We start from the raw sequence: 13,208 nt of genomic DNA, 5'->3' as shown, positions 1-13,208 counted from the left end.
ACTCAAGCAAAGGGTCAGATGCACTTGAAATAATCGAATGGTTCAAGACAGTCGGCACAGCGATAGCTCGCCTTGCAGGGGGTCGAGCCGAACTGGCTGATCTTTTCCGTGTTCGTCGATCCGCAACGCGGACAGGCGATTGTCAGATTGGAGCGGCCGGACAGACGGTTAATGCGCTGGTTGAGGATGCCGTCTGTCGCGCTGCCGGCGACCGGCGGGGCAATGCCGTAGTCGCGCAGCCTGTCGCGACCGTCCGTGCTGATCCAGTCCGTCGTCCAGGCGGGCGAAAGCTGGCGCCGCAGCAGCAGCTTTTCGATCCCTTTTTCTTTCAGCGCCTGCTCGATATCGAGGTTGATGATTGCCGTTGCCGGACAGCCGGAATAGGTGGGTGTTACCGTCACGACCAATGTGTCGTCCTCAAATGCGACATCGCGAATAATGCCGAGATCGACCAGCGAGATCACCGGAATTTCGGGATCCGGAACCTCCCCGAGCCACTGCCAGATATCGGCCGTGGATGGCAAAGTTGCGGTCGTCATAACCGCCTCCTTCCGTTACCAGGTCGCGCCCGGATAGGCCCGCTGCAGAAACTGCAGGTCAGCCAGAATGAAACCCATGTGTTCGGTGTGTACACCGCGCTTGCCGCCCTTGTGCATGAAACCATCGGCTGGCTTTTTGAGCGTCGCTTCGCTCAGGGCCTCGCCGACCAGCTCGTCCCATTCTACTTTCAGACTTTCAGGCCGTGGTGCGATGCCTGCTGAAGAAAGCTCGGCATCGATCGCGTCGCCGATGAAGAATTCGCCGGTATAGGCCCATAGCTCGTCAAGTGCCTCCTGCATTCGCCGATGGCTGTCGGCGGTGCCATCACCAAGACGGATGATCAGATCGCGGCTGCGATCAAGATGGTAGGCCACTTCCTTGAAGGCCTTTTGTGCGATGTCGGCGATGCGTTTGTCTGTCGATGACGACAGTGCCTTCAACAGCAGGAAATGCCAGGCGTCGAACAGGAACTGACGCATCAGCGTCTTGCCGAAATCGCCGTTCGGACGTTCGACGAGCAGGACGTTGTGGAAGTTGCGGGCATCGCGCAGATAGGCGAGATCGTCGGCGCTTCGACCCCGACCTTCGATCGCGCCGGCAAGGCCGAGCCACAGCTGGGTCTGACCGATCAGGTCAAGGGCCGTGTTGGAAAGCGCAATGTCCTCTTCAAGTGCTGGCGAATGCCCGCACCATTCGGAGACGCGATGGCCGAGGATCAGGGCATTGTCGCCGAGGCGGGTCAGGAACTCAAAAAGCGCCGCGTCGCTGACCGACACATTGGAGATCGCACTCATCACATATGCCCCACTTCTTCGGGAATGTCGAAGAACGTCGGGTGGCGATAGACCTTCGAATTCGACGGATCGAACAGCGGACCCTTTTGCGAGGGCGCGCTGGCCGTGATGTCGCTGGAACGAACCACCCAGATGCTCACCCCCTCGTTTCGACGGGTGTAGACGTCGCGGGCGTTGTTGACAGCCATCTCGGCATCGGGTGCGTGAAGGCTGCCAACATGCCGGTGATTGAGGCCGTGCTGGCCGCGGATGAAGACTTCCCAGAGGGGCCATTCGCTGGACATCGGTGTTTCTCCCTGCTTGCAACTGATTAGAGCGGCGCCCTCTGACGCCATGCTGTTTATTCGGCCGACATCGACGCGGTAGAGCCTCGAGATTTCATCTTTTCGGCATGGGCAACGAGACCATCGCGGAACCACTCGCCGTCGTTCCACGCCTTCTGGCGGGCACCGAGGCGCTCGGCATTGCACGGGCCGTTGCCCGCGATGACGGCGAAGAACTCGGTCCAATCGGGTTCGCCGAAGTCGTAGCCGCCCTTTTCCTCGTTCCACTTCAAATCAGGATCGGGCACCGTCAGGCCGAGATATTCAGCTTGTGGGACTGTCTGGTCGACGAACTTCTGGCGCAGCTCGTCGTTCGAGTTCTGCTTGATCTTCCACGACATCGACTGGGCCGAGTGCACCGATGCGTCGTCGGAGGGGCCAAACATCATCAGCGACGGCCACCACCAGCGGTTCAATGCGTCCTGGACCATTTCCTTCTGGGCGGGTGTGCCCCTGACCATCTTGATCAGGATGTCGAAGCCCTGTCGCTGATGGAAGCTTTCTTCCTTGCAGATGCGAACCATGGCGCGGGCGTAAGGCCCGTAGGAACAGCGTTGAAGCGGCACCTGGTTCATGATCGCCGCACCATCGACCAGCCAGCCGATGGCGCCGATATCGGCCCAGCTCAGCGTCGGATAGTTGAAGATCGAGGAGTATTTCGCCTTGCCGCTGTGCAGCTGTTCGTACATCTCGTCCCGGCTGATGCCGAGCGTCTCTGCAGCGCAATAGAGGTAGAGACCGTGACCGGCCTCGTCCTGCACCTTGGCGAGTAATATTGCCTTGCGCTCGAGCGTCGGGGCGCGGGTGATCCAGTTGCCCTCCGGCAGTTGGCCGACGATTTCGGAATGCGCATGCTGGCTGATCTGGCGTATCAGCGCCTTGCGGTATCCTTCCGGCATCCATTCCTTCGGTTCGATCTTCTGGCCAGCGTCGATGCGCTCCTGGAAGGCACGTTCGACCGGATCCATCTCATCGAGCGTCTTGACGCGGGCGCTGTCGGTCCTGACCATCTGCGCGTACATGGTTCGTCTCCTTGGCCTTCGCGCGTCAGACGCGCTCGAGGATGATTGCGATGCCTTGACCGACGCCAGCGCACCTGGTGCAAAGCGCATAGCGACCGCCCTGGCGGTGCGATTGATACCTTGCCGTCGTGAATAGTCGGGCGCCGCTCATGCCCAGCGGATGGCCCATCGCGATGGCGCCCCCATTCGGATTGACATGGGGCGCATCGTCCGGCAGCGGCAGGGCTGCCAGATCGTCTATGCGCGTCGTTGCCAACATACCGCCATACCGGCCGATGGGTGTACGAACGGCATCACAGATGAACGCTTCCAACATGCGCAACTTCCTCTGCTCCGAGGGCTCATCGAGCCGCATTAATTAACCGACCGATCGGTTATGTATTTATCATGCGAAATGTCACAGATCAATCGATTTTTCTCGTAGATGTGTGATGTTTAATGTCCTTTGGAATATTCTAGCACAAAAGCAGCACACCGGCCTGAAAAGCATGGGAAAGCTCGAGTTAACCGGCTTCGCTGGTAAGTGTCTCAAGGCGACGATTGGTTGTCGGCGTTGAGGCTGGAAGCGGGCCGGAGGCCGTCAGGAATGTTCGGGCGATGAACGCATCGGCCGCGGGCGAGAAACGTCGATAGACTTGAGAAAATAGCTGTCGCGCCGCTTTGCCTGGCCAGTCGCCGGGCAGGGCAGCGCTTGGCAGCCTTGGATCGTGAAGGTGAACGGTGCGAAACCGATGCACCAGGAGAAGCCGGATAATAAGCGCCGTCGCCGGTGAAATCCCAACAGCCTCGGCCGGATCGGACATCGAGCCGAACTGCTCCAGAAATGTTTCATAAGCGCGCGCATGGGCCGCCAGATCCCAATTTTCCAGGGCAAAGGCCTGAAGGGCGTCGTGATCCAGCGGGGCGTCTGCGCGAAATACCAAGCCGGGAATTGCTTCGGCCGAACGTCTTTCAGGCCCGACCGCCAGGCGGTAGGCAATACGGGCATGACCTTTGCGCTTGAGCGTTTGCATGGCCTCTTCGACGGAGGGCCCAAAAACATGGACGAACTGCCAACTGCCCTCCTCAGGAGTGCCAAACAGCACGCGCGCTGCAGCGGCAAACTCGCTGCCGGCCGAGCGCGACAGTCGGTAATAGCTGCGCCGGCCCTGTCTCTCACCGCAAAGCTGGCCTGCAGCAACGAGCCGTGACACGGCAGTGCGCACGAGCGTCTCGCTGATGCCAACGTCTGCGCATGTCTCGATCAGGTTGCCAATCCATGCGATGCCGCCACGCGGCTCGACGACGTCGCCGTAGATCGTCACGATAAAACCGGCTGCCTTAAGCGGGCTTTCGGCAAGAATCCGTCGGATCAGTTCGCTAGCCCCGGCATCTGCCCGATTGGTCGCTGCCGTCACCGGCTCCTCCTTCGATAGTGGCGGTGCGATCTATCATATTAGGCACGCCGCAGCACCCCACCACGAGATGAGGATGCCTTTGGCGGAAATCGCGGTAAAGGTTTTTTTCGAAAGCCGCCGATCTGGTCGCCGTCCCATCACGGTTCCCGGATCGCAGCTATCCAGTCCTCGAAGGTCGATAGAGGAAACGATATGACAGTGCGATGACCGACCATGATCTCGGCTGATGCGGATGCCAGGAAGCAGTCGCACAGGTTGGTCCGAGCTCCGATCGCCGCACGTGACAACGATGCTTTTGTTGCACTCGTGTGCAGTTGCAAGCCACGTCATTTGTCGCGTCAGTGCTCTTGTTCATAAAAGTTTCACGCATCCGCCTTGATGCATGTGCTTGCACACTTTTGCAGCAATGTGCAGAGTCGCTGCAAACGGAGATTGAACCGCGTGTCAGAAAAGGTATTTGTGAGCGCAAAGGAGGTCGCCGACAGGGCAGGCGTTTCCAGATCTGCCGTGTCGCGGACGTTCACGCCGGGTGCCAGCGTTTCAGCAGAGACGCGACGGCGGGTTCTCGAAGCTGCCGAAGCGCTTGGCTACCATGTCAATGAGCTTGCGCGCGGTCTCATGCGCAATGAGAGCGGCATCGTCTGTCTGATCGTTTCCGATGTCGCGACACCTTACCGGTCTGCGCTGCTGCGCGAATTGACCTTGCTGCTGCAGAAGGCCGGCAAGGTCGCGATGCTAATCAATACGGATCGCTCGGACGGCAGCGTTGATCGTGCACTTCGCCAGGCGATCCGCTACCGCGCCGATGCATCGATCATTCTTTCAGGCATGCCGGACAGGTCGATTGCGCAACTCTGCCTGCGTAGCGGACAGCGGCTTGTTCTCATCAATCGCGACGATGAACAGCCCGGTCCTTTGCGGATCAACCTCGACGATTACGAGGCGGCCGGACGTGTGGTCACCGCCTTTGTCCGAGCAGGATGCCGAAAGCTGGCCTTTGCCAACTCGGAAGTGGGAACGCCGAGTCTGATGGCGCGTGAGCGAGGGTTCGTCGCAGCGGCGAATGCGCTCGGAATGGAGGTTTCCGTCGAACGTTATGGCTGGACGGGTTACGACGCGGGCAAGGTCCTGGCACAGCGAATGTTGACGCACACGCAGCGACCGGACGCCGTCTTCTGCGCGACCGACCTCCTTGCTTGCGGATTTATGGACGCTGCCCGCCATCAGTTTTCAATGTCGGTACCCGACCAGCTATGCATTGCAGGTTTCGATGATATTGAGCAGGCGTCATGGTCTTCGTATAACCTGACGACTTTCGCCCAGCCGGTTTCGGCAATCGCTTTCAAAACGGTCGACTGGCTTTCACGTCCGCGGGCGGAGAACGATGACGCCATTCACGGACAGTCGATCGGACTTCATGCCGAACTGGTTTGGCGTGGGTCGATTCGAGGTGGCTAGAAGTTTCCACTTTGCTCTGAAACGCTAGCTGTTGTGCCGATGGACAAGCGCTCCCCACTCTTCCTAGAAAAGCTTTTAGCGGCAAGGCTTCCCAACAAAATTTAGCTCGCTGGCGTATGCGGCCGTCCGCCGCTACCGCGTTCGACAGCGGCCGATCGTGCCCGTACGCCATTTGTTCAAATTATCCGCCGGACGTGCCCGTGATACGAATTTTGCGTAGGCGCGGACAGGCCCGCCGGCGTCGGCAATAGTTCGCCGCGTACCGAGGCAGTCCGGGGCGTAGGCAAAAGATTTGCGGGTAGGGCCAAGTCTATGGAACATCGCCGGGAGATTGATGGGCTTCGCGCTGTTGCCGTGGTGCCGGTCGTTCTGTGGCACGCCGGTTTTGCTCCTTTCAGCGGAGGGTTTGTCGGCGTCGACATCTTCTTCGTCATCTCGGGATTTCTTATCACGGGAATCATTATTCACGAACTTGATGAAGGACGCTTCTCGCTTACGCGGTTCTACGAACGCCGCGCCCGGCGCATCCTTCCGGCACTTTTCGTCGTTGTCGTGGCGTGCGTCCCCTTCGCATGGTACTGGATGCTGCCGGACATGTTGGAGAACTTCGGGCAAAGCGTTGTCGCAACCTTGCTCTTTGCCAACAACCTGCTGCTTGCCAAGACGAGCGGCTACTGGGATCTGGAAGCGGAGTTCAAGCCGCTTCTGCATACCTGGAGCCTCGGCGTCGAGGAGCAATATTATGTACTTTTCCCCTTGCTACTGCTGATCCTGTGGCGCTGGGGACGCAAATCCGCTCTGGTAGTCACGGCGGTCATCCTGCTGACAAGTTTCACAATCTGTGAGATCGGCGGCCATCTCTCCCCGCAACTCAATTTCTATCTGACGACCTCGCGCGCATGGGAAATCCTCGTCGGCTCGATCTGTGCCTTCGTCGGCTTGCATCTATCGAGGAGAAGCAATGAAGTGCTCTCAGCTGCCGGCCTGCTTCTGATAACCCTCTCGATTTTCCTCTACGATAAGAACGTTCCCTTTCCCTCGCTTTTCACGGTCGTGCCGGTCGTCGGCACTGCGCTGGTACTGCTGTTTGCGCGTCAAGGGACTATCGCTTGCCGCATGCTTTCACTGCCGCCGCTGATTGGCATTGGGCTGATCAGCTATAGCGTCTATCTCTGGCACCAGCCGCTGTTTGCCTTTGCGCGGACCTACAGCCTCGATCCCCTCAGCCCCGCCATCATGTCCGCCCTCGTCGCAGCAACCTTGATATTGGCCTGGTTAACTTGGAAGTTTGTCGAGACTCCGTTTCGAGATCGATCCGTTACGCCCATCCGGCTCTTTGCGCCAGCGCTCGCTACGGTTGCGACAGTCCTGCTTTCAGTCGGCCTCGGGGCGCACTTCAGCCACGGCTTCCCCGGTCGTGTCTTCAACGGCACCGACGAGCGTGGGATGTTCATCGCTTACAATGCGGCTGTCTTCCGCTTCAAGGAGGACGAGTTTCCGAAAAACGGAAGACGAAACGTGCTGGTGATGGGCGACAGCACGGGGCGCGATTTCGTCAACATCATCGAGGAAGCCAGGCGACAAAGAGACTATAACCTGATCTATCGGGACGACTATGAATGCCCAAGCAAGGCACCGCCTTCCCCCAAACTCACCCGGCTTTTCGACGAGGCCGACCTCTTCATTATCGTCTATATCGCCGCCCCTTGCGCCGGCCAACTGGTCGCGGATATCGGCCCTGGGAACGCAAAGAAGCTGATCGTTGTTGGGCCGAAACATTTCGGCTACAACCTCAATCCCTTCCTGCGAATCCCGTCTGATGAACGCGCGGCCGCGCGAGCCAAGGTGCTTCCGTCCGTCGTTGATGAGAACAATATCCAGCGCGCGACGCTTCCGCCGGGCGGCAAGTTCGTCGATCTGCTGCACCTTGTCGGCAGGGATGGCACGACGCTGCCAGTGTTCGATGAAAACGGCCATTTCCTTTCGCAGGACCGGGTCCACCTGACAAAGCCAGGGGCCATCTATTTCGCCCAACGCATATTCACGGATCCGGCGTTAGCAGCCCTTCATTAGATCTTGATGGCGCAACTGTGACGCATTCGAACCGACCTCGAGGCCCACGGTTACTTCCATTCCCAGAACACAGCAGATGAAAATGGCCGCTGCGCCACCAGGTTGTCTGCTCGATCCGCCTTCCGCTCGTAGGCTGCTGCGTCGGCTTGTCCGTTCAACCCGACGAAGTGCATCCTCATCGAGGGTGTCTTTGGCTGTCCCTTTTGGCGGAAAGTCAAATATACGGCGCAAGTCGGATACCGCCAGTTATCGGTCAAAAGCTCGGCAAACTGCTTCGCGTCCGGCTGGCGTCCCTGTCCCGTGAAGGCCAGAAACTGGCCGAGATTGAAAAAACCGCTGAACAGGGCATAGGCGTTTTGCTGCTGCATCTGGACCGCCTGGCCCGTCGTGAAGTCGCGACGGTAAGACAAGCCCTCTGTCTGCCCCTTCGCCTTCTTCTCGGTGTAGGAAACGAGGTTCTTCTGTGCCAGGAGTTCCATCGTCAGCTCATAGGTCTGATAGCGATCTGTGTTGGCGTGAAGGTCGTCGATCCTGGCTTTCAAGTCAGCGACGTAGTCTCGGTAGAATGCGACGGACATTCCCAATTGCTCCGGTCTTGATTGGAGCGCTAGCTAACAGAAAAACGCGGCATGTCCAAACAGCTGTCGTGCTTCCAGTGCGCCAAAACGGCGTTCAGATGTGCAACGCATGCCCCAGCGCCTTCAACGCTGCTTCCTGGATAGCCTCGCTGCGCGTCGGATGCGCATGGATCGTGCCCGCGAGGTCTTCCAGCCGCGAGCCCATCTCGATTGCCAGCGCAAAGTCAGCCGAAAGTTCGGATACGCCGGCACCGACGGCCTGCAGGCCAAGAACAAGACCGGTATCGGCACGCGCAACGACCCGCACGAAACCTTCCTCGGACAGCATCGTCATTGCGCGGCCATTTGCGCTGAACGGAAATTGCCCGACACGGATCGCATAGCCTTGCGCACGAGCCTCATCCGGTGAAAGCCCCGCCGTTACGATCTCCGGATCAGTAAAGCAAATTGCCGGGATGCAGCGTTTGTCCCAGGCGCGCTTCTTTCCGGCAACGATCTCTGCGACCATTTCCCCCTGTGCCATGGCACGATGAGCGAGCATCGGTTCACCGGCAATATCGCCGATCGCGTAGACGCCCCGCATCGAGGTGCGGCAACGATCGTCGATGCGCAGGTACGGTCCGGTACGATCGAGATCGAGCTCGTCGATCCGGGATCCGGCGATCTTGGGCCGGCGACCAACGGTCACCAGTATGCGATCGGCAGGAAGCAATTGTTGCTGGCCGTCCGAAATTACGACGGCCAGCGCATCGCCATTGTCCGACAGGCCCTTCGCTTGTGCGCCTGTCAGGACGCGAACACCAAGCTCGCCGAGGCGTCGTGCAACCGGCCGTACGAGATCGGCATCATATTGCGGCAGGATCTGCTGCATGGCTTCAACGACTGTTACATCCGAGCCCAGCTTGGCGAATGCCGTGCCAAGCTCGAGGCCGATATAGCCTCCACCCACGACAACGAGCTGCCTTGGCAATTCGGCGAGCGAAAGCGCCTCCGTGGACGAAATAACCCGACCTGCGAAGGGCAGGGCAGCAAGTTCGACAGGTTCGGACCCTGTCGCAATCACCACCGTCTCGGCGCGAATGACCTGCAGGCCCACTTCGGTCTCGACCTCCACCGTTTTGCCGTCACGGAAGGCCGCCTGGCCGTGAACGATCTTGACCCTTGCCTTCTGCAGGAGGGCAGAGACGCCTCCATTCAACCGGCCAACGATACCGTCTTTCCAGGCCATGGTCTTTGCAAGGTCGATCGACGCAGCCTCGACACGAATGCCCATGGCGTTCCTGCCGGCCAGCATTTGTCTTGTGGCCCCAAACTCTTCGGCTGCGTGAATGATGGCCTTTGAGGGAATGCAGCCGACATTCAGGCAGGTGCCGCCGGGTTTGTCGGCTTCAACGATTACGGTGTCGAGGCCGAGTTGTCCGGCCCTGATAGCACAGACATAGCCGCCCGGTCCGGCGCCGACGACGAGAAGCTTGCAGACGATCTCTTTCATGGATCCTAGCCTTCAATGAAGATAAGGGCGGGGGTTTCAAGAAGAACCCGGACACGTTGGACGAAGGTGGCTGCATCCCATCCGTCGATGATGCGATGGTCGAAGCTCGAGGACAGGTTCATCATCTTGCGCGGGACAAACTGCGTTCCATCCCACGCCGGTCGCACCGCGATCTTGTTTACCCCGACGATCGCGACTTCCGGATGGTTGATGACAGGCGTCGAGACGATGCCGCCGAGCGCCCCGAGCGAACTGATGGTGATGGTCGAGCCGAAAAGTTCGTCGCGGGTCGCAGTGCCGGCGCGTGCAGCTTCCGCCAGTCGGCCCATCTCACTGGCGCAATCCCAGATGCCGCGTGCCTCGGCATTCTTCACCACCGGGACAACAAGCCCGGCAGGTGTCTGCGCGGCAATACCGATATTGACAGCACCATGGCGGATCAGAATGCCCCTCTCGTCGTCGAAAGTGGCGTTGACGTTCGGTTGCTCGGCGACCGCTTTTACGATAGCCCGCATCAAGAAGGGCAGCACCGTGAGCTTCGGCTGCTCGCGCTTGCGGTCGCGGTTCATCGTCGCTCGCAACTCCTCAAGCGCGGTCATGTCGACTTCCTCAACATAGGTGATGTGAGGAATGCGGGAGGTCGACAGCGACATTTTCTCGGCGATCCGGCGCCTGAGGCCAGTGAGCTTGACCTCTTCGGTCGATATCTTCTTCGCCATGGCTGGCTGAATGGAAGACGGCTCGCCACGCGCAACGAATTGTTCGACGTCCTCGCGAAGGATGCGCCCGGCGGGACCCGATCCCTTGAGTTGGCGCAGGTCGACGCCGCTTTCCCTGGCAAACAGCCGCACCGATGGTGATGCCAGCGGTTTTTCTACCGGAGCCTCAGCCTCGGGGCGTCGCGCACTTTCGGCCATCGGCGCAGGTGGGGGGGCTGGCGCAATAGCCGGGGGTGGGCTTGCGGCCGCCTTGGCGGGAATTTCGCCAGGGCGCGTTTCGACGCGGTCGCTCGCCTCGCCGCCACCCGTCTCGATCCTGACCAGCGGAGCCTTGACGGCAATCCTGTCGCCGATTTCAGCACCAAGCCAGACGACGGTTCCGCTGACCGGCGATGGGATCTCGACCGTCGCCTTGTCGGTCATGACGGCAGCGATGACCATATCCTCCTTGACCGGGTCACCCGCCTTGACGTGCCATTCCACAAGCTCGGCCTCGGCCACGCCTTCGCCGACATCGGGCATCTTGATGACAAACTCGCCCATGCGTCAGGCCTCCATGACTTCGGCAAGGGCGCGTCCGACCCGCCCGGGACCGGGAAAGTAGTCCCATTCCTGGGCGTGCGGATAAGGTGTATCCCAACCGGCAACGCGCACGACCGGTGCCTCGAGATGGTAGAAGCAATGCTCCTGCACGAGGGAAACGATCTCCGCGCCGAACCCCGAAGTCAGGGTCGCTTCGTGAACGACCACGCAACGTCCGGTCTTGTTGACCGATTGCACGATCGCATCGAGGTCGAGCGGCAGCAGGCTGCGCAGGTCGATCACTTCGGCGTCGATGCCCGTGTCTTCGGCAGCGGCCAGCGCGACGTGCACCATCGTGCCGTAAGTGATCACCGTCACGGCCGAACCCGATCGGCGCACGTCCGCCTTGCCGATAGCAATGGCGTAGTGTCCCTCAGGCACCTCGCCGAGTTCATGCTTCGACCAAGGTGTCACAGGCCGCTCATGATGGCCATCGAACGGCCCATTATAGAGCCGTTTGGGCTCCAGGAACATCACCGGGTCCGGATCCTCAATCGCCGCGATCAACAGTCCCTTCGCGTCATAAGGATTGGAGGGAACGACGACCTTCAAGCCGCAGACATGCGTAAACAGCGCCTCTGGACTCTGGCTGTGCGTCTGGCCGCCGAAGATGCCGCCCCCCGTCGGCATGCGCAGCACGATCGGGCATGTGAAGTCGCCGTTCGAGCGATAGCGGATGCGTGCCGCCTCCTGTGTGATCTGGTCGTAGGCCGGATACATGTAATCGGCGAACTGGATTTCAACGCAAGGCTTGAGCCCATAGGCGGCCATGCCGATGGCGGTCCCGACAATTCCGGATTCGCTAATCGGCGTGTCGAAGCAGCGTGTCTTGCCATACTTCGCCTGCAGCCCCTGGGTACAGCGAAAGACGCCCCCGAAATATCCGACATCCTCGCCGAACACGACGACGTTGTCGTCGCGGCCCATCGAGACGTCCATGGCGCTGCGCACCGCTTCAATCATCGTCATTCTGGCCATCTCAGAACCCCGCCTTTTGCCGTTGGCGACGTATGTGCGGTGGCATTTCGGCGTAGACGCCTTCGAAGATGTCGCGAACCGAGGGCTTGCCGCCAGCATGCAGCGTGCCGTGATACTCGGCCTGCTTCTGGGCTTCGATGACCTCGTCCATGATTTCGGCTTCGGCCTGCACGTGGCGCTCTTGCGACCACACTCCCCTGACGATCAGATGCTTCTTCAGACGCAGGACAGGGTCGCCCAAGGGCCAGGCCTCGGACTCTGTCTTCGGTCGATAGGCGCTCGGATCATCGGACGTCGAATGTGCACCGACACGGTAGGTGACATATTCGATCAGCGTTGGGCCGAGATTTCGCCTTGCACGCTCGGCCGCCCAGCAGGCGACGGCATAGACGGCAAGGTAATCATTGCCGTCTACACGCAACGCCGGAATGCCAAAGCCAAGTCCACGTGCGGCAAAGGTGCCGGAGCCGCCACGCGCAATGCCCTGGAAGGTGGAAATTGCCCACTGATTGTTGACGATGTTGAGGATCACCGGCGCCTTGTACGTGGAGGCAAAAACCAGTGCGGAGTGAAAGTCTGATTCGGCAGTGGAACCGTCTCCGATCCAGCCTGCCGCAATCCTCCTGTCGTTCTTGATGGCAGAGGCCATGGCCCAGCCGACAGCCTGCACGTATTGCGTTGCAAGGTTGCCGGAGATCGTGAAGAAACCGTGCTCCTTCGACGAATACATGATTGGCAGCTGGCGTCCATGCAGCGGATCGCTCTCGTTGGAGAAGATCTGGTTCATCATCTCGACCATCGGGTAGTCGTCGGCAATCAGAAGACCCGCCTGCCGGTAGGTCGGAAAATTCATGTCGCCCCTTCGGAGCGCCTTGCGGAAGGCACAGCTTACGGCCTCCTCGCCGAGATGCTGCATGTAGAAGGACGTCTTGCCCTGGCGCTGCGCCATCAGCATGCGAGCGTCAAAGGCGCGGAGCTTCATCATGTTGCGCAGGCCGATCAGCAGCTCATTGTCGGAAAGCATGCCTGACCAGGGGCCGACAGCCTCGCCTTCCCGGTTAAGCACACGAATGATCGAATAGGCGAGATCGCGGATTTCCTCGGGCGCAACGTCGATCTCGGGACGCGGCACAAGGCCGGCCTTGGCAATCTTGACGTTGGAAAAATCGGGTTGTCCGCCCGGCCGGACGGCAGGTTCCGGAACATGGAGGCTCAGTAGAGCAGCGTCCGTCATATCGTCTTTCCCTCCCAG

Annotated in this window: 12 protein-coding genes and 1 pseudogene; 2 read left to right on the top strand and 11 right to left on the bottom strand. The window is 59.9% G+C overall.

All coding sequences use genetic code 11. The features are described 5' to 3' along the window. Window positions 1-14: 14 nt before the first annotated feature. The 6 genes and pseudogenes from paaD to ATY80_RS19005 all read right to left on the bottom strand — a co-directional run bounded on the left by paaD (window position 15) and on the right by ATY80_RS19005 (window position 4,076). On the bottom strand, window positions 15-539 hold the full coding sequence (gene paaD / locus ATY80_RS19030; RefSeq protein WP_088693896.1) for a 1,2-phenylacetyl-CoA epoxidase subunit PaaD: 525 nt from the start codon (window positions 537-539) through the stop codon (window positions 15-17). A gap of 15 nt (window positions 540-554) precedes the next feature. Continuing rightward, window positions 555-1,334: a 1,2-phenylacetyl-CoA epoxidase subunit PaaC gene (gene paaC, locus ATY80_RS19025; RefSeq protein WP_088693895.1), complete on the bottom strand. Its 780-nt coding sequence runs from the start codon at window positions 1,332-1,334 to the stop codon at window positions 555-557. Next, window positions 1,334-1,618 carry a 1,2-phenylacetyl-CoA epoxidase subunit PaaB gene (paaB, locus tag ATY80_RS19020; RefSeq protein ID WP_088693894.1) on the bottom strand — a complete coding sequence of 95 codons (285 nt, stop codon included), beginning with the start codon at window positions 1,616-1,618 and terminating at the stop codon, window positions 1,334-1,336. The genes paaC and paaB overlap by 1 nt, the downstream gene beginning before the upstream one ends. 56 nt (window positions 1,619-1,674) lie before the next feature. After that, window positions 1,675-2,679, bottom strand: a complete 1,005-nt coding sequence (paaA, locus tag ATY80_RS19015) for a 1,2-phenylacetyl-CoA epoxidase subunit PaaA (protein WP_088693893.1) — start codon at window positions 2,677-2,679, stop codon at window positions 1,675-1,677. 25 nt (window positions 2,680-2,704) lie between these two features. Next, window positions 2,705-2,896, bottom strand: a pseudogene (locus tag ATY80_RS19010) (3-oxoadipyl-CoA thiolase); the annotation flags it as partial. Between the two features lie 286 nt (window positions 2,897-3,182). Continuing rightward, complete coding sequence (locus ATY80_RS19005) at window positions 3,183-4,076, bottom strand: PaaX family transcriptional regulator C-terminal domain-containing protein (protein WP_088693892.1); 894 nt, start codon at window positions 4,074-4,076, stop codon at window positions 3,183-3,185. A 441-nt stretch (window positions 4,077-4,517) separates the two neighbouring features. Between ATY80_RS19005 and ATY80_RS19000 the strand changes: the two genes are divergently transcribed. Together ATY80_RS19000 and ATY80_RS18995 are read left to right on the top strand one after the other, a co-directional pair. After that, a complete protein-coding gene (locus ATY80_RS19000; protein ID WP_088693891.1) occupies window positions 4,518-5,534 on the top strand; it encodes a LacI family DNA-binding transcriptional regulator in 1,017 nt (338 codons plus the stop codon). Between the two features lie 312 nt (window positions 5,535-5,846). Further along, on the top strand, window positions 5,847-7,607 hold the full coding sequence (locus tag ATY80_RS18995; RefSeq protein ID WP_088693890.1) for an acyltransferase: 1,761 nt from the start codon (window positions 5,847-5,849) through the stop codon (window positions 7,605-7,607). Between the two features lie 50 nt (window positions 7,608-7,657). Here ATY80_RS18995 and ATY80_RS18990 read toward each other — a convergent pair whose 3' ends face one another. The 5 genes from ATY80_RS18990 to ATY80_RS18970 form a co-directional block, all read right to left on the bottom strand. After that, window positions 7,658-8,185, bottom strand: coding sequence for a hypothetical protein (locus ATY80_RS18990; protein WP_088693889.1), 528 nt, complete (start codon window positions 8,183-8,185; stop codon window positions 7,658-7,660). A 94-nt stretch (window positions 8,186-8,279) separates the two neighbouring features. Continuing rightward, the gene (gene lpdA / locus ATY80_RS18985; RefSeq protein ID WP_088693888.1) at window positions 8,280-9,677 is read right to left on the bottom strand and encodes a dihydrolipoyl dehydrogenase; all 1,398 of its coding nucleotides are present in this window, start codon (window positions 9,675-9,677) and stop codon (window positions 8,280-8,282) included. 5 nt (window positions 9,678-9,682) lie between these two features. Further along, window positions 9,683-10,939, bottom strand: coding sequence for a dihydrolipoamide acetyltransferase family protein (locus ATY80_RS18980; protein ID WP_088693887.1), 1,257 nt, complete (start codon window positions 10,937-10,939; stop codon window positions 9,683-9,685). A gap of 3 nt (window positions 10,940-10,942) precedes the next feature. Continuing rightward, window positions 10,943-11,956 carry an alpha-ketoacid dehydrogenase subunit beta gene (locus ATY80_RS18975; protein WP_088693886.1) on the bottom strand — a complete coding sequence of 338 codons (1,014 nt, stop codon included), beginning with the start codon at window positions 11,954-11,956 and terminating at the stop codon, window positions 10,943-10,945. 1 nt (window position 11,957) lies between these two features. After that, window positions 11,958-13,190 carry a 3-methyl-2-oxobutanoate dehydrogenase (2-methylpropanoyl-transferring) subunit alpha gene (locus ATY80_RS18970; RefSeq protein ID WP_088693885.1) on the bottom strand — a complete coding sequence of 411 codons (1,233 nt, stop codon included), beginning with the start codon at window positions 13,188-13,190 and terminating at the stop codon, window positions 11,958-11,960. Between the last annotated feature and the right edge of the window lie 18 nt (window positions 13,191-13,208).

Source organism: Rhizobium sp. R711 (genome assembly GCF_002211365.1).
In the GTDB taxonomy this organism is placed as follows: Bacteria; Pseudomonadota; Alphaproteobacteria; order Rhizobiales; family Rhizobiaceae; genus Rhizobium.
This window is presented reverse-complemented; position numbering and strand designations above follow the sequence as displayed.